Source organism: Pseudomonas sp. KH_024_B2 (genome assembly GCF_057839965.1).
This window is the reverse complement of record NZ_CM174502.1, coordinates 2,213,727-2,233,203: the sequence shown is the minus strand read 5'-3', so window position 1 is coordinate 2,233,203 and position 19,477 is coordinate 2,213,727. Positions and strand designations below refer to the sequence as shown.

Annotated in this window: 20 protein-coding genes; 15 read left to right on the top strand and 5 right to left on the bottom strand. The window is 60.3% G+C overall.

Annotation, left to right across the window (positions count from 1 at the left end):
- Nucleotides 1–10 precede the first annotated feature (10 nt).
- Nucleotides 11–157, top strand: a complete 147-nt coding sequence (locus tag AC3I0A_RS10500) for a hypothetical protein (RefSeq protein WP_489378629.1) — start codon at nt 11–13, stop codon at nt 155–157.
- Between the two features lie 196 nt (nt 158–353).
- On the opposite strand, the gene AC3I0A_RS10495 is transcribed toward AC3I0A_RS10500, so the two are convergent.
- On the bottom strand, nt 354–521 hold the full coding sequence (locus tag AC3I0A_RS10495) for a metallothionein (protein ID WP_489377684.1): 168 nt from the start codon (nt 519–521) through the stop codon (nt 354–356).
- A gap of 194 nt (nt 522–715) precedes the next feature.
- On the opposite strand from AC3I0A_RS10495, the gene glcD reads away from it, so the two are divergent.
- From glcD to AC3I0A_RS10465, 6 genes are all read left to right on the top strand, one after another.
- The gene (gene glcD, locus AC3I0A_RS10490) at nt 716–2,215 is read left to right on the top strand and encodes a glycolate oxidase subunit GlcD (RefSeq protein WP_489377683.1); all 1,500 of its coding nucleotides are present in this window, start codon (nt 716–718) and stop codon (nt 2,213–2,215) included.
- Nucleotides 2,215–3,279 carry a glycolate oxidase subunit GlcE gene (gene glcE, locus AC3I0A_RS10485; protein WP_489377682.1) on the top strand — a complete coding sequence of 355 codons (1,065 nt, stop codon included), beginning with the start codon at nt 2,215–2,217 and terminating at the stop codon, nt 3,277–3,279. Before glcD ends, glcE begins: the two co-directional genes overlap by 1 nt.
- A 3-nt stretch (nt 3,280–3,282) precedes the next feature.
- Nucleotides 3,283–4,500 (top strand): glycolate oxidase subunit GlcF, encoded by a 1,218-nt coding sequence (gene glcF, locus AC3I0A_RS10480; RefSeq protein WP_489377681.1) that lies wholly within the window; start codon nt 3,283–3,285, stop codon nt 4,498–4,500.
- A gap of 20 nt (nt 4,501–4,520) precedes the next feature.
- Nucleotides 4,521–4,922 carry a heme-binding protein gene (locus tag AC3I0A_RS10475; RefSeq protein WP_489377680.1) on the top strand — a complete coding sequence of 134 codons (402 nt, stop codon included), beginning with the start codon at nt 4,521–4,523 and terminating at the stop codon, nt 4,920–4,922.
- 63 nt (nt 4,923–4,985) lie between these two features.
- Complete coding sequence (locus AC3I0A_RS10470; RefSeq protein ID WP_489377679.1) at nt 4,986–5,423, top strand: thiol-disulfide oxidoreductase DCC family protein; 438 nt, start codon at nt 4,986–4,988, stop codon at nt 5,421–5,423.
- Nucleotides 5,424–5,680: 257 nt separating this feature from the next.
- Nucleotides 5,681–6,274: a DcrB/PsbP domain-containing protein gene (locus AC3I0A_RS10465; RefSeq protein WP_489377678.1), complete on the top strand. Its 594-nt coding sequence runs from the start codon at nt 5,681–5,683 to the stop codon at nt 6,272–6,274.
- Nucleotides 6,275–6,306: 32 nt separating this feature from the next.
- Here the strand turns inward: AC3I0A_RS10465 and AC3I0A_RS10460 are convergent, their stop codons facing one another.
- Together AC3I0A_RS10460 and AC3I0A_RS10455 are read right to left on the bottom strand one after the other, a co-directional pair.
- On the bottom strand, nt 6,307–7,023 hold the full coding sequence (locus tag AC3I0A_RS10460) for an alpha/beta hydrolase (protein ID WP_489377676.1): 717 nt from the start codon (nt 7,021–7,023) through the stop codon (nt 6,307–6,309).
- 217 nt (nt 7,024–7,240) lie between these two features.
- On the bottom strand, nt 7,241–7,861 hold the full coding sequence (locus tag AC3I0A_RS10455) for a cysteine hydrolase family protein (RefSeq protein WP_489377675.1): 621 nt from the start codon (nt 7,859–7,861) through the stop codon (nt 7,241–7,243).
- Between the two features lie 116 nt (nt 7,862–7,977).
- On the opposite strand from AC3I0A_RS10455, the gene AC3I0A_RS10450 reads away from it, so the two are divergent.
- The 4 genes from AC3I0A_RS10450 (at nt 7,978) to AC3I0A_RS10435 (ending at nt 10,304) form a co-directional block, all read left to right on the top strand.
- Nucleotides 7,978–8,628 (top strand): type 1 glutamine amidotransferase, encoded by a 651-nt coding sequence (locus AC3I0A_RS10450; protein WP_489377674.1) that lies wholly within the window; start codon nt 7,978–7,980, stop codon nt 8,626–8,628.
- An 83-nt stretch (nt 8,629–8,711) separates the two neighbouring features.
- Nucleotides 8,712–9,113 (top strand): MerR family transcriptional regulator, encoded by a 402-nt coding sequence (locus AC3I0A_RS10445; protein WP_489377673.1) that lies wholly within the window; start codon nt 8,712–8,714, stop codon nt 9,111–9,113.
- 139 nt (nt 9,114–9,252) lie between these two features.
- Nucleotides 9,253–10,152, top strand: a complete 900-nt coding sequence (locus AC3I0A_RS10440) for a hydroxymethylglutaryl-CoA lyase (RefSeq protein ID WP_489377672.1) — start codon at nt 9,253–9,255, stop codon at nt 10,150–10,152.
- A 29-nt stretch (nt 10,153–10,181) separates the two neighbouring features.
- The gene (locus tag AC3I0A_RS10435) at nt 10,182–10,304 is read left to right on the top strand and encodes a hypothetical protein (protein WP_489377671.1); all 123 of its coding nucleotides are present in this window, start codon (nt 10,182–10,184) and stop codon (nt 10,302–10,304) included.
- A 511-nt stretch (nt 10,305–10,815) separates the two neighbouring features.
- On the opposite strand, the gene AC3I0A_RS10430 is transcribed toward AC3I0A_RS10435, so the two are convergent.
- Nucleotides 10,816–12,513 (bottom strand): AMP-binding protein, encoded by a 1,698-nt coding sequence (locus AC3I0A_RS10430; RefSeq protein ID WP_489377670.1) that lies wholly within the window; start codon nt 12,511–12,513, stop codon nt 10,816–10,818.
- A 339-nt stretch (nt 12,514–12,852) separates the two neighbouring features.
- Here AC3I0A_RS10430 and AC3I0A_RS10425 point away from each other — a divergent pair, with 339 nt between their 5' ends.
- The 4 genes from AC3I0A_RS10425 (at nt 12,853) to AC3I0A_RS10410 (ending at nt 18,678) form a co-directional block, all read left to right on the top strand.
- Nucleotides 12,853–14,016 carry an isovaleryl-CoA dehydrogenase gene (locus AC3I0A_RS10425; RefSeq protein ID WP_489377669.1) on the top strand — a complete coding sequence of 388 codons (1,164 nt, stop codon included), beginning with the start codon at nt 12,853–12,855 and terminating at the stop codon, nt 14,014–14,016.
- 12 nt (nt 14,017–14,028) lie between these two features.
- Nucleotides 14,029–15,636 (top strand): carboxyl transferase domain-containing protein, encoded by a 1,608-nt coding sequence (locus tag AC3I0A_RS10420; RefSeq protein WP_489377668.1) that lies wholly within the window; start codon nt 14,029–14,031, stop codon nt 15,634–15,636.
- 277 nt (nt 15,637–15,913) lie between these two features.
- Nucleotides 15,914–16,729 carry a gamma-carboxygeranoyl-CoA hydratase gene (locus AC3I0A_RS10415; RefSeq protein WP_489377667.1) on the top strand — a complete coding sequence of 272 codons (816 nt, stop codon included), beginning with the start codon at nt 15,914–15,916 and terminating at the stop codon, nt 16,727–16,729.
- Complete coding sequence (locus AC3I0A_RS10410; RefSeq protein ID WP_489377665.1) at nt 16,729–18,678, top strand: acetyl-CoA carboxylase biotin carboxylase subunit; 1,950 nt, start codon at nt 16,729–16,731, stop codon at nt 18,676–18,678. The genes AC3I0A_RS10415 and AC3I0A_RS10410 overlap by 1 nt, the downstream gene beginning before the upstream one ends.
- Nucleotides 18,679–18,721: 43 nt before the next feature.
- Here the strand turns inward: AC3I0A_RS10410 and AC3I0A_RS10405 are convergent, their stop codons facing one another.
- Complete coding sequence (locus tag AC3I0A_RS10405; RefSeq protein ID WP_489377664.1) at nt 18,722–19,399, bottom strand: LexA family protein; 678 nt, start codon at nt 19,397–19,399, stop codon at nt 18,722–18,724.
- Nucleotides 19,400–19,477 lie beyond the last annotated feature (78 nt).

Sequence of the window (19,477 nt, the reverse complement as noted above, 5' to 3'; positions counted from 1 at the left end):
GGTGTACCTCTTGAAGTCAGGATGGCCGATTCTAGCAGAGCGGCCATGGCCAACGGCCGATCCGGCGCTGGAAAACCTGTTCCGCACCGGCAACCCCTTGGTGCAGGCGATCATCAGGAACTGGTCGGCGTGGGAGAAGGGTGTGCCTGAGGTGTGATCATACAGATTCAATAGGTGCGTTGATTGCAAAGACGCCTTCGCGGGCAAGTCGAATCGTCGCACCGCCGCTCCCACAGGGGAATGCGATCTAATGTGGGAGCGTGGCTTGCCCGCGAAGAACGATGACGCGCGATATCTGAAAAAACGCGGTGCTGAAAGTGGAGCCGCGCCAGGCTCCACGTAAGTCCTGGCTATCAGCCTTGGGCGCCCTTGGCGCATTTGCAACCGGTAGAAGCGCAAGCCTCTCCATTCGGGTGATGATCGGCACACGCCTGGCAGCAATAATGCTTGCCATGACGAACGATGGAATGCTCGCCGATTTTGCAGTTGCAGTCCTTACAGGCACAGGTGTCATTGGCCATGAGTTTGACTCCATTGTTGTGGTGGTCAAATCACAGCTTAGCAGCCACGCCTTGAACAGTGACCGTCCTTTTCCGATCCAGGTTGCTGGCCTGGTCCAACACATGGACAGTAAGCCCCCTGAGGTCAATGATAGAGGTCAGATGTTCCCGTAAACAGGCCTCTAATAGGGCAACTCAGGGGGCGTTAGCCACCCATGAACATTCTCTACGACGAACGTGTTGACGGTGCCCTGCCTGCCGTCGATAAGGCCGCGTTGCTCCAGGCCCTGCAAGCGCAATTGCCCGACCTGGACATCCTGCACCGCGAGGAAGAACTCAAGCCTTACGAGTGCGACGGCCTGTCCGCCTACCGCACCACGCCGATGCTGGTGGTGCTGCCCCGCAACCTCGAGCAGGTACAAGGCGTGCTCGAACTCTGCCATGAGCGCCAGGTGCCGGTGGTCGCACGCGGTGCCGGTACCGGGCTTTCCGCTGGTGCATTGCCGCTGGAAAAAGGCGTGCTGCTGGTGATGGCGCGTTTCAACAGCATTCTGCAGATTGACCCCGCCGCTCGCAGTGCCCGCGTTCAACCCGGTGTACGCAACCTGGCAATCTCCCAGGCCGCCGCGCCTTTTGGTTTGTATTACGCGCCGGACCCCTCTTCACAGATCGCCTGCTCCATCGGCGGCAATGTGGCCGAGAATGCCGGTGGTGTACATTGCCTGAAGTACGGGCTGACCGTGCATAACCTGCTCAAGATCGAGATCCTCACGGTCGAAGGCGAACGGCTGACGCTGGGCAGCGACGCACTGGATTCACCGGGTTTCGACCTGCTGGCGCTGTTCACCGGCTCCGAAGGCCTGCTCGGGATCATCACCGAAGTCACGGTCAAACTGCTGCCCAAACCGCAAATCGCCAAAGTGCTGCTGGCGGCCTTTGACTCTGTGGAAAAAGCCGGACGCGCAGTCGGCGACATCATTGCCCAAGGCATCATTCCCGGCGGCCTGGAAATGATGGACAACCTGGCGATTCGCGCGGCCGAAGATTTCGTTCATGCCGGCTACCCGGTAGACGCCGAGGCCATTCTGCTGTGCGAGCTGGACGGCGTCGAAGCCGATGTCCACGACGATTGCGACCGGGTTCGCAGGGTACTGGAAAAAGCCGGCGCCACCGAAGTGCGCCAGGCCCGCGACGAAGCCGAACGGGTTCGATTCTGGGCCGGACGCAAAAATGCCTTTCCGGCGGTGGGCCGGCTGTCGCCGGATTACTACTGCATGGACGGGACCATCCCGCGACGCGAACTGCCCGGAGTGCTCAAGGGTATCGCCGAGCTGGCCAGCGATTACGGTTTGCGGGTGGCCAACGTGTTCCATGCCGGAGACGGCAATATGCACCCGCTGATTCTGTTCGATGCCACGCAGCCAGGTGAACTGGATCGCGCCGAAGCCCTCGGCGGCAAAATCCTCGAGCTGTGCGTCAAGGTCGGCGGCAGCATCACCGGCGAGCATGGTGTCGGCCGGGAAAAAATCAATCAGATGTGCGTCCAGTTCAACAGCGATGAATTGACCCTGTTCCACGCAGTTAAAGCCGCGTTCGACCCCAGCGGCCTGCTCAATCCCGGCAAGAACATTCCGACCCTGCACCGCTGCGCCGAATTCGGCGCCATGCACGTGCACCTGGGCCAGTTGCCCTTCCCTGAACTGGAGCGTTTTTGATGTATGTCGAACAGAATGTCGACGGCAGCGCTGCGCTACTGGAACAGGTCAACCAGGCGCTGAACAATGCCACGCCGTTGCTGATCCAGGGTTCCAATAGCAAGGCGTTTCTCGGCCGCCCGGTCGCCGGTGAAGTGCTCGACACGCGCGGTCATTGCGGCATCGTCAGCTACGACCCGACCGAACTGGTGATCACTGCGCGGGCCGGTACGCCGTTGGCCGATCTGTCCGCAGCCCTGGAAGCGGCCGGCCAGATGCTGCCCTGCGAGCCGCCGTCTTTCGGCGAGGGTGCAACGGTGGGTGGAATGGTCGCCGCCGGGCTGTCCGGCCCGCGTCGGCCCTGGGCCGGTTCGGTGCGTGACTTCGTTCTCGGCACCCGCGTGATCACCGGCTTGGGCAAACACCTGCGCTTCGGCGGCGAAGTGATGAAGAACGTCGCCGGCTACGATCTGTCGCGCTTGCTGGTGGGCAGTTACGGCTGCCTTGGCCTGCTGACTGAAGTCTCGCTGAAGGTCCTGCCCAAGCCGCGCCAGTGCATCAGTCTCTCGCTGGAAATGGACCGCGTAAATGCCTTGAGCAAGCTTGCCGAATGGGGCCAGCAGCCCCTTCCCATCAGCGCCGCCAGCCATGACGGCCAGTGCTTGCATTTGCGCCTGGAAGGTGGCGAAGGCTCGGTGGCTGCCGCCCGTGATCGCCTCGGCGGCGAGTGGCTCGACTGCGCTTATTGGGACGAGTTGAATGAACAGCGTCTGGCCTTTTTCGACGAAGGCCAGCCGCTGTGGCGTCTGTCCCTGCCCAACAACACCGGCATCCTCGATCTGCCCGGCGAGCAGCTGATCGATTGGGGTGGCGCTCAACGCTGGCTGAAAACCGACGCCAATGCGGCGGTTATTCGCTCGATTGCGCAGGAAGCCGGCGGTCACGCGACCTGCTACAGCTACGGCCTCATCGACAGCCCTTTCCAGCCTTTGCCCCCGGCGTTGCTGCGCTATCACTGTCAACTCAAGGCGCAACTCGACCCCCAAGGGATCTTCAACCCAGGCCGAATGTACGCGGAGTTCTGAACCATGCAGACCACGTTAAGTGAACAGGCCAAACGCCTGCCGCGCGCCAAAGAGGCCGAAAGCATTCTGCGCACCTGCGTGCATTGCGGCTTCTGCAACGCCACCTGCCCGACCTATCAACTGCTCGGCGATGAGCTGGACGGCCCGCGCGGGCGCATCTACCTGATCAAGCAAGTGCTCGAAGGCCATGAGCCCACCGAGAAGACCCAGCTGCACCTGGACCGTTGCCTGTCGTGCCGCAACTGTGAAACCACCTGCCCGTCTGGCGTCGACTACCACAACCTGCTGGACATCGGCCGCGCGGTGGTCGACTCAGCCGTGCCGCGTCCGCTCGGCCAGCGCCTGCTGCGTCAGAGCCTGCGGGCGCTGGTGCCAAATCCGCAGCTGTTCAAGACGCTGATCAATAGCGGCGAAATCTTTCGTCCGTTGTTGCCTGAGGTACTCAAGGTCAAGTTGCCGCGCACCGTGTATCCGGCCAAACCGCGGCCGACAACGCAGCATGCGCGGCACGTGCTGATGCTCGAAGGCTGCGTGCAACCGAGCCTGTCACCCAATACCAATGCCGCCACCGCCCGCGTGCTGGATCGGCTGGGCATCAGCGTCACGCCCGTCAGCCAGGCCGGATGCTGCGGCGCCGTGGACTATCACTTGAACGCCCGAGAGGCCGGCCTCGATCGCGCCAGGCGCAACATCGACGCCTGGTGGCCGAGCATCGAAAGCGGGGCCGAAGCCATCGTGCAGACGGCCAGCGGTTGTGGAGCCTTCATCAAGGATTACGGCCATCTGCTGGAAACGGATCCCGCTTATGCGGCCAAGGCCAAACGGGTCAGTGCCCTGGCCAGGGATCTGGTGGAAGTGCTGCGCGACGAGCCGCTGGAGCCACTCAAGGTCAAGGCTGCAACGCGCATCGCCTTCCATTGCCCCTGCACTTTGCAGCACGCGCAAAAGCTCGGCGGCGCGGTAGAAGAGTTGCTGACTCGCCTGGGCTTCAACCTCACGGACGTGCCGGACAGCCATTTATGCTGCGGCTCGGCGGGCACCTATTCGCTGACCCAGCCCGAGCTGTCTCGACAACTGCGCGACAACAAGCTCGACACCCTGGAAAGCGGCAACCCCGAGCTGATCGTCACCGCCAACATCGGCTGCCAGACCCACCTCGACGGCGCCGGTCGAACCCCTGTCAGGCACTGGATCGAACTGGTCGAAGATGCCCTGCGTTAATCGAACCCCTGGAGAGTCCCATGAAAACCAAAGCCGTATTGAGCCAGACCGAAGTCAGTCAGATCCTGGCCGCCGCGCGCACCGAAGCACAGAACAATCAATGGGCGGTAACCATCGCCATTGTCGATGACGGTGGCCATCCGCTGGCCCTTGAACGTCTCGATGGCTGCGCCGCCATCAGCGCCTATATCGCCACGGAAAAAGCCCGCACCTCGGCCCTGGGCCGCCGTGAATCCAAGGGCTATGAGGACATGATCAACGGTGGCCGCAGTGCCTTTCTTTCGGCGCCACTGCTGACCTCGCTGGAAGGCGGCGTGCCGATCGTCGTCGATGGACAGGTGATCGGCGCGGTCGGGGTGTCTGGGGTGAAAGCCGGGCAGGACGCCCAGGTCGCCAGAGCCGGCGCCCAATGCCTGAATTGAAACGGCCCTTTGGTTTTGTGATAAAAACCAGCCATGAAGACTGACACTGAACCCTCATCAAGGATGAACACTACCACCCCGCCCTTCCTGCAACCCGGCGAGCGCGTCGTGTTGTTCGACGGGGTCTGCAAGTTATGCAACGGCTCGGTGCGATTCTTGATCCGGCATGACCGCAACAGAAAGATCAAGTTGGCGTCCGTGCAATCCGTCGAAGGACAAGCCTTGCTGGCCTGGTTCTGCTTGCCGACCGAGCGTTTCGACACCATGGCGTTCATTGAAGACAACGCGTTGTATGTGCGCTCTGAGGCTTTTTTGCGGGTAATGAAGCTTCTGCCACAACCATGGCCCCTGCTGACGGTGATGAGCGTCATTCCCAAAGGAATCAGGGATTGGTGCTACGACCGCATCGCACAAAATCGCTACCGGCTGTTCGGTCGCTACGATACCTGCCAGTTGCCCAGCCCGGATCATAAAGGGCGGTTTCTTGATGATCAGGACTGACCTGTGGCGAGGGAGCTTGCTCCCGCTGGGGCGCGCAGCGGCCCTAAGACCTGCAAGCCGGCTCTGCCAGACACACCGCATATACAGGCTTTACGACTGCTGCGCCCGGGCGCGGATCGGCCGGCGGGAGCAAGCTCCCTCGCCACAAGTGATCGCTCCCACACATCGCATGTTCAGCACTCGAACATCCCGCTAGAGTGATTCGCTACGCCCATGGGATGATCGCCTTCACAGCGCGATCACCCTGGAGAGTTTGAATGTCATTGCTCGGTAAAAAAGTGCTCGGTAAAGCCATCGTTTTGCTATTGGCCGCCGCAGCCAGCTTCGGCGCCATCAGCGTTTACGCGGCGACCCAACCGGCGGCGAAAACCTCGACCGTACAAAAGGTCTCGACCCTGGGTGGCAAATTCACCTTCAACCTGACCCAGGGTTTTGAAGCCAACCCTTTGCCTCCTGGCGACTCAGCCAGCGGCACTGCGGGTGCGATGGGCACCATGTACACCAACCAAACCAGCAAAACCGTGGTGATCGTTGCCGAGAACGTACGCACCGACGGCGTGCAGATCAAAGACAACGACAACGAATTCCTCGACGGAGCGGTTGAAGGCTTCCTCCAGAAACAGAGCACGGCGTTGTCTGACTTCAAGAAACTGGACGAAAAGAAACTGACCATCAAAAGTTTTGGCCTGCGCCAGATCGACAGCACAGCCACCATGGGGGGCGGCAAGACCCTCGGCACCACCTTGCTGGCGGGATTTGGCAGCCGCAGCCTGGTGATCCAGATTATTTCGCGGGCCGATGACCAGAACGGACACACTGCAGCGGTCAAGCAGATCGTCGGCGGGGAATAAGCGGGGTGGGAGCGGCAAACGCTGCTCCAGCCTCACGGATTGAGCTTGCGCAGCCAGCTGTTCAAATCCTGCATTTCGTTTGCCGTGATGGTGTGGCCAATGCCCGGATAAGCATGAAACTCCGGTTTCAGCGCCAGGCTTTTGAGCAGGCTGTCGGCATCGCTGCCATCGGTATAGGGAAGCAGCTGATCGGCAGTGCCATGGCCGATAAAAATCGCCAACGGCTCAAGATTTCTGTCGGGTTTGAGCTGAGACTTCAGCACCGGTAAAACCTTACCGCTCAACGCTGCAATCCCGCCCACGATCTCTGGATGACGAAGGGCAACCTCATAGGACATGATCGCGCCCTGGCTAAACCCCACCAGAAAAACCTTGTCGCTTTGGGTGTGATATTTCGCGGTGGCCTGAGCGATGAAGTCGGCGATCAGTTTGGCACTGCTGTTCAGGTCGTCTGTTTCACCATCGTATGCACCCTCGCCTTTTTTGTGAAACCACTGATAGCTGTCCCCATCCAGCACCTGCGGCGCCCGCACCGAAACATAGGTGTACCGGACAGGCAATTGATCCTTGATCCCGAACAAATTCTCCTCATTACCGCCGTAACCATGCAGGAAAATCACCAGTGGCTGGTTGCGCGAATCAGGATTGGCCTGCTCCACATACTGCAACGGCAGATCGGTTTGCAGCCCGGTTTGTGCCTGCACGGCGGCGGACGCCAACAACAGCGCCATGGCCAGAAACTTGAACATAGTCCTTCCTTTACTGCACAGCGGATTCGCGCAAGAGCCTAGCATCCGGAAGGTGGATCACGAAGGTTCTTCAAGCCCCCGTTCGGCTCGGTCTGCGTTCGGGCGCAGCAGCCGTAAAAACGGCTGACGCGCTCTAGTCTGAAGAAACGTGGCGGCCGGTTTTGGGGCCGCTTTGCCTATCGCCCCAATCATTTCCATCATCCGAACGCAGGCACTCTCAACCCAACGCCGCAATCAACTCGGCGGTGGTGATAATTGAATGAGCATAAGTAGGCCCGTTTATCTCATGCGCTGCGTGCATGGCTTCCTTGCTGAATGCTGCGGTGGCGTCTCGTACCAGCGTCACGTGATAGCCCAGTTCGGCTGCGAACTTGCCGGTGGTTTCGATGCAGGTATTAGCCAGCATCCCCACCACCACGACCCTCTCGACACCCCGTTGTTTGAGCTGGAAATCAAGGTCGGTGTTGGCAAATCCGCTGCCACCCCAATGCTCCTTGACGACCACATCATTCTTCTGAGGCAGGAAAGCCGGATGCCATTCACCACCCCAGCTATCGAGCGCGAAAACCTGCGCACGACCGGCTCCCAATTGATAAGGGCTGGGGTGTTTCCAGCCCTCATAGTCATTGGGTAAAGCACGATGGTGTGGAACATAAAAGACCTGGATACTTGCTTTGCGTATCGCCTCGACCACCCTGATCAGATTGGCGAGAGTACCCACGCTATCGGCAATCGGCTTGGCAAAGCCATGAAGCTTGCCACCTTCGCTGAGAAAATCGTTGTAAGGGTCAACGAGCAGCAGACCTGTACATTCTGCAGAATAGTTATCGGCATTCATGGTGGCTGGCCTCCGAGTGGGTCGAATTTCAGTGTAGAAGTCCTTATTGTGGCAACGCGACAATCAGTCATTATAAAAAATCATGATCGTGCACAGACTGAAACAGAGGAATTGCCGTGTCGAACTATCCGGCGTCATTGAGCCTGATCCAGCACCACCCCGCCGAGGGACCTGGCGCCATCGCCTTGTGGGCCGAGGCCCGCGGGCTGACGTTGAAAGTCTTTCGTGCCGACCTCGGTGAACTACCGCCCATCAGCGCCGCGCCAGTGATCATTCTGGGCGGGCCTTACGAGTCCAACGCCGGGCCTGACTGGCTGGGTGAGGAGCGTAAATGGCTGGCCGCCAGCCTGGCTCAGGGTGCGCCGGTGTTCGCGATCTGCCTCGGCGCGCAACTGCTGGCCCGGGCGCTTGGCGGGGATGTACGGCGCATGGCCGACACCGAGACCGGCTGGACCAAGGTGACCTTTGCCGATGGCCACTCATTGAAGGTGCTGGAATGGCACGAGGATGCGATCGATCTGCCGCCAGGCGCTCGCTTGCTGGCCAGCAGTGCTCAATGCGCGCAGCAGATGTACTCGGTCGGCCCGACACGGGTGGGTTTGCAGTTTCATCCAGAGTGGAACCGTGAGTCGGTTGCGGTGCTCAATGCCCACTTCGCGGATGAATCACCGTTGCCGCGCGATCAGGATGACAGCGCCGCCTACGGGCAAGTCTTCGACTGGTTGCAGGGAACGCTGGATCGATGGTGGGCGGCCACCCGCCTATAGGAGATCGTCGTCCAGGCGTCAGTGCTTGACGTATACGTCAAGCAGCAATTAGCTTAGTGCCAAGACCTTTCTTGAGCGCTTCCATGAGCAGCCAGACTTACAGCATTTCCGACCTCGCCCGCGAGCTCGACATCACTACCCGTGCCATTCGCTTCTATGAGGAACAAGGCTTGCTCGCCCCCGAGCGGCGCGGTCAGGAACGCATCTACTCGCCCCGCGACAAAGTCAGCCTGAAGCTGATCCTGCGGGGCAAGCGCATCGGCTTCTCCCTGGCCGAATGCCGCGAGCTGATCGAACTCTACGACCCCACCAGCGGCAACCAGAAACAGTTGCACAGCATGCTGGCGAAAATTACCGAGCGTCGCGAACAGCTTGAACAGCAAATGCTGGATATCGAACAGATGAAGCTGGAACTGGACACGGCGGAAGAGCGCTGTATCCAGGCGCTGGAACAGACGATCGAGAATCAGAAAGCTATTCAATGATCGTTCCCACGCTCCCGCGTGGGAATGCATCCCGTGACGCTCTGCGTCACATCCAACAGCGGACGCGGAGCGTCCAGGGCGGCGTTACCACGCGGAGCGTGGGAACGATCCCATATCAACAAGAACAGGTGAACCCCTTATGTCTCTCCCAACCCATGTGCGCCTGATCGAAGTCGGCCCTCGCGACGGTCTGCAAAACGAAGCCCAGCCCATCAGCGTCGCGGACAAGGTGCAATTGGTCGATGCACTGACCGCTGCCGGCCTTGGCTATATAGAAGTCGGCAGTTTCGTCTCGCCCAAATGGGTACCGCAGATGGCCGGTTCCGCGCAGGTCTTCGCACAGATCCAGCGCAAGCCGGGCGTGACCTATGGTGCGCTGGCACCGAACCTGCGCGGTTTCGAAGACGCACTGGCGGCCGGGGTCAAGGAAGTCGCGGTGTTCGCCGCCGCCTCCGAAGCCTTTTCCCAACGCAATATCAATTGTTCGATCAGCGAGAGCCTGGAGCGTTTCGTACCCATCATGGACGCCGCCAAACAGCACGGCGTCAGCGTGCGCGGTTATGTGTCCTGTGTGCTGGGCTGCCCTTATGAAGGCCAGATCGCGCCCGAGCAAGTCGCCTTCGTCGCCCGTGAGCTGTACGCCATGGGCTGCTACGAAGTCTCCCTCGGCGACACCATTGGCACCGGTACCGCCGGCGCTACGCGAAAAATGTTCGAGGTTGTCGGCGCTCAGGTACCACGGGACAAACTGGCCGGGCACTTCCACGACACCTACGGCCAGGCCGTGGCCAATATCTACGCCAGCCTGCTGGAAGGTATCTCGGTGTTCGACAGCTCAATCGCCGGCCTCGGTGGCTGCCCCTATGCAAAAGGCGCCAGCGGTAACGTCGCCACCGAAGACGTGCTCTACCTGCTCAATGGCCTGGGAATCGAAACCGGAATCGACATGGATCGCTTGATCCAGGCCGGCCAGCAAATTTGCACAGTACTGGGGCGCCCTACGGGTTCTCGTGTGGCCAAGGTCCGCAGTGCAGTGTGAGGGGATGAATGTGTCCGGGTGTTACCGACATGAGTAACACGGAAACAGTTCACCGGGTTTCAGCTGACGGGATTTTCTTACAAAATCATCAAGCCATTGATTTTAAAGGGATTTGTAAAGTTGGCACGGCTTCTGCTATCTCTACTGCATAACAAGAATAAAAAAATTGCGGCAAACCTAATAAAAACAAGACGTAACGACTCTGACATAACAAAAACAACACGGCAGAGACGCAGCTAACAGATTTTTTTGGAGAAGATGTGCTTTTCAGGGTGCTTTTCGAAGTAACCCGCAACCGGGCAGAGAACAATAAAACTACCTTCAGGTAGCTCCCGAACTGGTTGGATCGCTTAGCGAAAAAGCAGATCAGCGCTCAAAAAAATACGTTTGCTCTTGATCCCGAATGGGGATCGACAATAACAGCGGTAAAGGGCCACGGTTGCCAAAAACAACAATAGACCGACCCTCAATAATAAAAAAAGAGCACGTAACAACAAATTAAAGGGGAGCTTCGGCTCCCCTTTGTGCTTTCTGCTGTTTGCCATTTCCACTGCTCCACCCCTGTGGGAGCGAGCCTGCTCGCGATAGCGGTGGATCAGTCGACATCTATATTAGATGTGCTGCCATCATCGCGAGCAGGCTCGCTCCCACAGGGGATTGTGGTCAGGCGTGGTTACCTCGCAGCTCCTCGATGCTGATCTCCCTCATCCGGAACTTCTGGATCTTGCCGGTCACGGTCATCGGAAACTCCTCGACGAACTTGAAGTAACGCGGCGTCTTGAAGTGGGCGATGCGCTCCTTGCACCAGGCTTGCAGCTCCTGTTCGCTGGCGCTGTGACCGGGATGGAATTTGATCCAGGCGACGATTTCTTCACCGTATCGGGTATCTGGAATGCCGATGACCTGCACATCCGCCACCGCCGGATGAGTGAAGAAGAACTCTTCCAGCTCTCGCGGGTAAACATTCTCGCCACCGCGAATGATCATGTCCTTGTTGCGCCCGGCGATGCAGACGTAGCCGTCTTCGTTCATGGTCGCCAGGTCGCCGGTGTGCATCCAGCCGGCCTGATCGATGGCTTCAGCCGTGCCTTGCGGGTTGTTCCAGTAACCGAGCATCACGCTGTAACCACGGGTGCACAACTCGCCGATCTGCCCGCGCGCAACCGCGTTGCCTGCCTCGTCGATGATCTTGCTTTCCAGTTGCGGCTGGGTTCGGCCGACCGTGGTGACGCGTAACTCCAGATCATCCGCGGGACCGGTCTGCAATGACACCGGGCTGGTTTCGGTCATGCCGTAGGCGATCTGTACTTCGTTCATGTGCATCTCGCTGATGACCCGGCGCATCACTTCGATCGGGCACGTTGCCCCGGCCATGATCCCGGTGCGCAGGCTCGACAGATCGAACCCGGAGCGCTGAGGATGATCGAGCATGGCGATGAACATGGTGGGCACGCCGTACAGCGCCGTGGCCTGCTCTTCGGCGACGGTGGTCAAGGTCAGTAGCGGATCGAACGCATCGTTGGGGTAGATCATGGTGCTGCCATGGGTCATGCAACCGAGGTTGCCCATGACCATGCCGAAGCAGTGATACAGCGGCACCGGGATCACCAGCCGATCGGCAGCCGTCAGCCCGAGACTTTCGCCGACCATGTAACCGTTGTTGAGAATATTGTAGTGGCTGAGGGTCGCGCCTTTGGGAAAACCGGTGGTGCCTGAGGTGTACTGGATGTTCACCGCTTGATCGAAATGCAGGCTGTTCTGCCGGGCACGCAATTGCTCGATCTCCACCCCGGCGCCCAACCCCGACAACTGCGACCAGGGCAGGAAACCCGATGGTGGCTGCGGATCAAGGCTGACGACGCCGCGCAACTCCGGCAGGCGTTCGCTCTGCAACTGGCCGATCGGGTGTTCTGCCAGTTCCGGCGCCAGGCCTTGCAACATCGCGTGGTAATCGGAAGTCTTGAAGGCCCCGGCGCAGACCAGCCATTGGCAGCCGGATTGCTTCAACACGTATTCCAGTTCGGAACTGCGATAGGCCGGATTGATGTTGACCAGGATCACCCCGATCCTGGCGCTGGCGAACTGGCTGATGCACCACTGAGCGCAGTTGGGTGCCCAGACTCCGAGACGGTCGCCGGGCTGTAAACCCAGCGCCATCAAGGCTCTGGCATGCAAGTCAACGGCTTCGGCCAGTTGCTTCCAGCTGTAACGCAATTGCTGATGGCGAACCACCAACGCCTCTCCATCCGGATACTTCGCAACAGTGTTATCGAACGCTTGACCGATGGTCAGCGCCAGCAAGGCTTTGTCCTGTGAGCCACGGGTGTAGCTCTGACTTGAGTGAGAACCTGGTTGATCCATGACGACCCCTATTGTCTTTATTGGCGGGTGTGTGAGAGCCGGGCTTGTGTGGCGAGGGAGCTTGCTCCCGCTCGGCTGCGCAGCAGCCGTAAAACCAGCGAATGCGGTTTATCTGACGAACTGCAATAGCCGATTTCAGGGCCGCTTCGCGACCCAACGGGAGCAAGCTCCCTCGCCACAGGTGAAAGCCCTGTTCCTACAGAAACTTCCTATACTCTCGCTCAAGTTGACGTTAACGTAAAGGGTGATTGACAGCCGCCCATCGCAGGCTTACGTTAACGTAAAGGTGAGAGCCGATCAGCCGCTCTCCGCCCCTGACAAAAAGACCAAAGGTGACCCATGAGCTACCCATCCCTGAACTTCGCCCTGGGCGAAACCATCGACATGCTGCGCGATCAGGTTCAGTCCTTCGTCGCCAAGGAAATCGCCCCTCGCGCAGCGCAGATCGACATCGACAACCTGTTCCCCGCCGACCTGTGGCGCAAGTTCGGTGACATGGGGTTGCTCGGGATCACCGTGCCGGAAGAATACGGCGGTGCGGGCCTGGGCTATCTGGCCCACGTGGTGGCCATGGAAGAAATCAGCCGCGGCTCGGCTTCGGTCGCCCTGTCCTACGGCGCGCACTCCAATCTGTGCGTGAATCAGATCAACCGTAACGGCAACCACGAACAGAAAACCAAGTACCTGCCGAAACTGATCAGCGGCGAACACGTTGGCGCCCTGGCCATGAGCGAGCCGAATGCCGGTTCCGACGTGGTCTCGATGAAACTGCGCGCCGAAAAACGCGGCGATCACTACGTGCTCAACGGCAGCAAAACCTGGATCACCAACGGCCCGGATGCCAACACCTACGTGATCTACGCCAAGACTGACCTGGAGAAAGGCCCTCACGGCATCAGCGCCTTCATCGTCGAGCGTGACTGGAAAGGCTTCAGCCGCAGCAACAAATTCGACAAGCTCGGCATGCGCGGTTCGAACACCTGCGAGCTGTTTTTCGACGACGTCGAAGTCCCGGAAGAAAACCTGCTGGGCGCCCTCAACGGCGGTGTCAAAGTCCTGATGAGCGGCCTCGACTACGAGCGCGTGGTCCTTTCAGGTGGCCCGACCGGGATCATGCAAGCCTGCATGGACTTGATCGTCCCGTACATCCACGACCGCAAACAGTTCGGCCAAAGCATCGGCGAATTCCAGCTGATTCAAGGCAAAGTCGCTGACATGTACACCCAGCTCAACGCCAGCCGCGCTTACCTGTACGCCGTTGCCCAGGCCTGCGAGCGCGGCGAAACCGCCCGCAAGGACGCCGCCGGGGTGATCCTCTACAGCGCCGAATGCGCGACCCGAATGGCCCTCGACGCGATCCAGATTCTCGGCGGCAATGGCTACATCAATGAATTCCCCGCCGGTCGTCTGCTGCGCGACGCCAAGCTGTACGAAATCGGCGCCGGCACCAGCGAGATTCGCCGCATGCTGATCGGTCGTGAACTGTTCAACGAAACCCGCTAAACGGAGCTGTCCATGGCTATCCTGCATACCCAGCTCAACCCCCGTTCGGCGGAGTTCGCGGCCAACAGCGCGGCGATGCTCAAACAGGTCGACGCCCTGCACACGCTGCTCGCTCAAGTGGCGCAAGGTGGCGGCCCGAAGGCTCAAGAACGCCACACCTCGCGGGGTAAGTTGCTGCCCCGTGAGCGGATCAATCGCCTGCTCGATCCGGGTTCGCCATTTCTCGAGATCAGCCAACTGGCAGCTTATGAAGTCTATGGCGAAGATGTTCCGGCCGCTGGCGTGATTGCCGGGATCGGCCGGGTCGAAGGCGTCGAATGCATGATCGTCGCCAACGATGCCACCGTCAAAGGCGGCTCGTATTACCCGCTGACCGTGAAAAAACACCTGCGCGCGCAAACCATCGCCCAGCAGAATCGCCTGCCCTGCATCTATCTGGTGGACTCCGGTGGCGCCAACCTGCCGCGTCAGGATGAGGTGTTTCCGGACCGCGAACACTTCGGGCGGATCTTCTTCAACCAGGCCAACATGAGCGCCATGGGTATTCCGCAAATTGCCGTGGTCATGGGCTCCTGCACCGCCGGTGGCGCTTACGTACCGGCCATGGCCGACGAAGCGATCATGGTTCGCCAACAGGCGACGATTTTCCTTGCCGGCCCACCGCTGGTGAAAGCCGCCACCGGTGAAGTGGTCAGCGCCGAAGACCTCGGCGGGGCCGATGTGCACTGCAAAATTTCCGGGGTCGCCGACCACTACGCCGAGAGCGATGAACACGCCCTGGCCATTGCCCGACGCAGCGTTGCCAACCTCAACTGGCGCAAACTCGGCGAACTGCAACAGCGCACGCCGATCGCCCCGCTATACAGCAGCGACGAGTTGTACGGCGTGGTGTCGGCGGACGCCAAGCAACCATTCGACGTGCGCGAAGTCATTGCCCGTTTGGTCGACGGCTCGGTGTTCGATGAGTTCAAGGCATTGTTCGGGACGACACTGGTGTGCGGCTTTGCTCACCTGCACGGCTACCCGATCGCGATCCTGGCCAACAACGGCATCCTCTTCGCCGAAGCCGCGCAGAAAGGCGCGCACTTTATCGAACTGGCCTGCCAGCGCGGCATTCCGCTGCTGTTCCTGCAGAACATCACCGGCTTCATGGTCGGTCAGAAGTACGAGGCCGGCGGCATCGCCAAACACGGCGCGAAACTGGTGACGGCGGTGGCCTGTGCCAAGGTGCCGAAATTCACCGTGATCATCGGCGGCAGCTTCGGTGCCGGTAACTACGGCATGTGTGGACGGGCCTACGATCCGCGGTTCCTATGGATGTGGCCGAACGCGCGAATCGGCGTGATGGGCGCCGAGCAGGCGGCTGGCGTGTTGGTGCAGGTCAAGCGCGAGCAGGCGGAACGCAGCGGCCATCCCTTCACCGACGCTCAGGAAGCCGAGATCAAGCAACCGATCCTCGATCAATACGAAGAGCAAGGCCACCCCTACTACTCCAGTGCCCGGCTGTGGGACGACGGTGTCATTGACCCGGCGCAGACCCGCGACATCCTCGCGCTGGCCTTGTCGGCCTCGCTGAATGCCCCTATCGAACCGAGCCGCTTCGGCGTGTTCCGCATGTGACTCTGTGTAGGAGCGAGGCTTGCCCTAATGCCAATCAGTTAAGAGTAGAGGCGCCGAATGCAAAACCTGTGGCGAGGGAGCTTGCTCCCGCTCGGCTGCGTAGCAGTCGTAAATCCGGCTAATGCGTCCTATCTGAAAAACCGCGATTGCTGGTTTTAGGGCCGCTTCGCGCCCCAGCGGGAGCAAGCTCCCTCGCCACAATTGATCACCACGCCGTAGATTCTTGTTAACTGACTGGCAAGCCAGCTCCCACAAAAGCAGTGAAGGACAAAATAATATGAGCGACTTCAACACCCTCGAACTGCTGACCGACCCGCGTGGTTTCGCGACCTTGTGGCTCAGCCGTGAAGAAAAGAACAACGCTTTCAACGCCGAGATGATCCGCGAGCTGATCATCGCGCTGGACAAGGTATCCAGCGATACCAGCCTGCGGTTCCTGTTGGTGCGTGGCCGCGGCAAGCACTTCAGCGCCGGTGCCGATCTGGCCTGGATGCAACAGTCGGCCGAACTCGATTATCACACCAACCTCGACGATGCCCGTGAATTGGCGGAGCTGATGTACAACCTGGCCAAGCTGAAAATTCCGACCCTGGCGGTGGTGCAAGGTGCGGCCTATGGCGGCGCGCTCGGTTTGATCAGCTGCTGCGACATGGCCATCGGTGCTGACGATGCGCAGTTCTGCCTGTCGGAAGTGCGCATCGGCCTGGCACCGGCGGTGATCAGTCCGTTCGTGGTGCAAGCCATCGGCGAGCGCGCGGCACGGCGCTATGCCCTGACCGCTGAACGCTTCGGCGGGCAACGGGCACGGGAAATCGGCCTGCTGGCCGAAAGTTATCCGGCCACCGAACTGGAGCAAAAAATTGAGCACTGGATCGATAACCTGCTACTCAACAGCCCGGCGGCCATGCGCGCCAGCAAAGACTTGCTGCGCGAAGTCGGCAATGGCGCCCTGACCCCGGCGCTGCGGCGCTATTGCGAAAACGCCATCGCGCGGATCCGCGTCAGCCCCGAAGGTCAGGAAGGCCTGCGCGCCTTCCTGCAAAAACGCCCGCCAAGCTGGCAGCCCAACACGACCACCAAGGAGCCGCGTTGATGAGCGCCCCTCTTCTCACCACCCTGCTGGTGGCCAACCGCGGCGAAATCGCTTGCCGGGTGATGCGCACCGCCAAGGCCCTGGGCCTGACCACCGTGGCCGTGCACAGCGCCACCGACCGTGACGCCCGACACGCCCGCGAAGCGGATATTCGCGTCGACCTGGGCGGCAGTAAAGCCGCTGACAGCTACCTGCAAATCGACAAACTGATCGCCGCCGCCAAGGCCAGCGGTGCCCAGGCTATCCATCCTGGTTATGGCTTTCTTTCCGAGAACGCCGGGTTCGCCCGCGCCATCGAAGCCGCCGGCCTGATCTTCCTCGGCCCGCCCGCCTCGGCCATCGACGCCATGGGCAGCAAATCCGCCGCCAAGGCCTTGATGGAAACCGCCGGTGTGCCGCTGGTGCCCGGTTATCACGGCGAGGCTCAGGACCTCGACACCTTCCGCGATGCCTGCGAACGCATCGGCTACCCGGTGCTGCTCAAGGCGACTGCGGGCGGCGGCGGTAAAGGCATGAAAGTGGTCGAGGACGTCAGCCAACTGGCCGAAGCCCTGGCCTCGGCTCAGCGTGAAGCGCAGTCGTCGTTCGGCAACTCGCAGATGCTGGTGGAGAAATACCTGCTCAAGCCGCGCCACGTGGAAATCCAGGTGTTCGCCGATCAGCACGGCAACTGCCTGTACCTCAACGAGCGCGACTGCTCGATCCAGCGTCGGCACCAGAAAGTCGTCGAGGAAGCACCCGCGCCGGGGCTGACTCCGCAGCTTCGCCAGGCCATGGGCGAAGCTGCGGTGCGCTCGGCACAAGCGATCGGTTATGTCGGCGCGGGCACCGTGGAGTTTTTGCTGGATGCGCGCGGTGAGTTCTTCTTCATGGAGATGAACACGCGCCTGCAAGTCGAACACCCGGTCACCGAAGCCATCACCGGCCTCGACCTGGTGGCCTGGCAGATTCGTGTCGCTCAAGGCGAAGCGCTGCCGATGACTCAGGAACAGGTGCCGTTGATCGGGCATGCGATTGAAGTTCGCTTGTATGCCGAAGACCCGGGCAATGACTTCCTGCCGGCCACCGGCCGTCTTGATCTGTATCGCGAATCGGCGGCAGGCCCGGGGCGACGTGTCGATAGCGGTGTGGAAGAAGGCGACAGCATTTCACCGTTCTACGACCCGATGCTCGGCAAGCTGATCGCCTGGGGCGAGAATCGTGAACAGGCCCGTTTGCGTCTGTTGAGCATGCTCGATGAGTTCGCCATCGGCGGACTGAAAACCAACATCAGCTTCCTGCGTCGCATCGTCGGCCACCCGGCCTTCGCGGCAGCGGAACTCGATACCGGGTTTATTCCGCGCTATCAGGAACAACTGCTGCCAGCGCCGAACGAGCTGAGCGACGAGTTCTGGCAAGCCGCGGCTCAAGCCTTTGCCCAGAGCCAGCCGGACACCGTGCGTGACGATGACCGCAGTTCACCGTGGGCGATTGCCAGCGGTTTGCGTGCCGGACTGCCGGCACAAACCACCCTGCACTTGAGTTGTGAAGGGCAGGATAAAGCGGTCACCCTGGACATTGTCAGCGCTCGCTCTGCCGAGCTTTCGGGTGAGCAGCTGCTGATCGAGCGTGACGGCCTGCGTCGTCAACATCGGGCGATCCGCCGCGACAACACGCTCTATCTGCATTGGCAGGGCGACCTGCGCAGCATCAAGCCGTACGACCCGATTGCCGAAGTCGAAGCCAGCCACAGCCACCACGGCGGCCTCACGGCCCCCATGAACGGCAGCATCGTGCGGGTGCTGGTCGAAGCCGGGCAAGCCGTCGAAGCCGGTGCGCAACTGGTGGTGCTGGAAGCCATGAAGATGGAACACAGCATTCGCGCGCCCCATGCCGGAGTGATCAAGGCACTGTATTGCCTGGAAGGCGAGATGGTCAGCGAAGGCAGTGCGCTGGTAGAGCTGCAGTAAGCGGTGAAGTGATCGGTCCGACGCTTGCGCAGGACCGACCGGGTCAGAATTTCGCCGTGGCCTGCATGACCACACCGATGATTCGGCATTTATCGGTGTAGAGGGTTTTCGGATAAGTCGGGTTGAGCGGGACGAGGTAACGTTGCCCGCCCTCCTCGATCAACTTGCGAAAAGTCGCCTCAGCGCTGTCCGGCCAGCGCGCAATCACCAGTTTGCCTGGCACCGCTTCCACGGCCGGGTCGACCAGAATCAGCATGTCTTGCGCGATACTGAGGCCACTCGGGGCGGTCATTGCGTCCCCCACCACCACCAGCCAGAACGCCGCGCCCCGAGCATGGTAATCGGTTAGTTCATAACGTCCCTTGGGCCTGGACCGGGACCTGGAGTAGTCCGGTTGCTCCTCGCGCACCTCGCACAGGGTTCGCCAGTCACTGACCGGATAGCGGAAGTACGGGTTGTACTTGTCTGCCAGCGAGAGGTGGTAACCGTCATCCTCCTCATCCCTGGAAGCTGCGGGTTCCCTGATCACCAGTGCGACTTCAAGAAACCCCAAGCCAATTTCCTGAAGCACACGGTTCATGTCCTCAATACTGGGTTGGCGACGCTTACTCAGCCAATGGCCAACGCCGCCCTGAGACATTCCGAGGCGCTCTGCGAGTTTTTCTTGAGTGATTTTGAGTTCACTCATTTTGGCCTTGACCAATTCGATCCATTTATCCATGGCCGGAACAATACGTTGTGTACTCAAGCGCTCAACACACACGTTGTAGTATTTAAATTTTCGCCATAAATACACTTT